Consider the following 547-nt stretch of genomic DNA (forward strand, 5'->3'; position numbering starts at 1 on the left):
GCACATAAGTTTGCGTGAGCTTTTCCACCACATCTGGTATTTCATTGGCACGAAACGCCGGGCCAACAATTTTACCAATTGCGCTGTTTTTACCTTGGGCACCCCCAATGGTGACCTGATAATATTCTTCGCCATTTTTGTCGACACCGAGAATCCCGATATTGCCAACATGATGATGGCCACAGGCATTCATGCAGCCGGAAATGTTCAAGCTCAGCTCGCCCAAGTCTTCGACACGAGCAAGATCTTGAAAGCGTGTCTGTATCGCGCGGGCGACTGGCAGTGAACGCGCATTGGCTAACGAGCAGTAATCACCACCGGGGCAGGCAATTACATCGGTCAACAGTCCAGCATTTGGGGTGCGTAACCCATACGGCTGCAGGGCTTGCCACAGGTTGTATAAATCGCACTTACGTATGTCTGGCAGAATCACATTTTGCTCATGGGATATGCGCATCTCGCCATAACCGAGGGTATCGGCAAGATCGGCAACGGCCCGCATCTGTTCGGCAGTCATATCACCCGGCGGGCTAGCCGAGCCCGGCTT

1 pseudogene is annotated in these 547 nt (G+C 52.8%); it reads right to left on the minus strand.

Annotated features, from left to right (window positions below):
• Window positions 1–517, minus strand: a pseudogene (locus tag ACQY8X_RS21180) (nitrite/sulfite reductase); the annotation flags it as partial.
• Window positions 518–547: the final 30 nt, after the last annotated feature.

This window comes from Amphritea sp., assembly GCF_050300915.1.
GTDB lineage: Bacteria > Pseudomonadota > Gammaproteobacteria > Pseudomonadales > Balneatricaceae > Amphritea.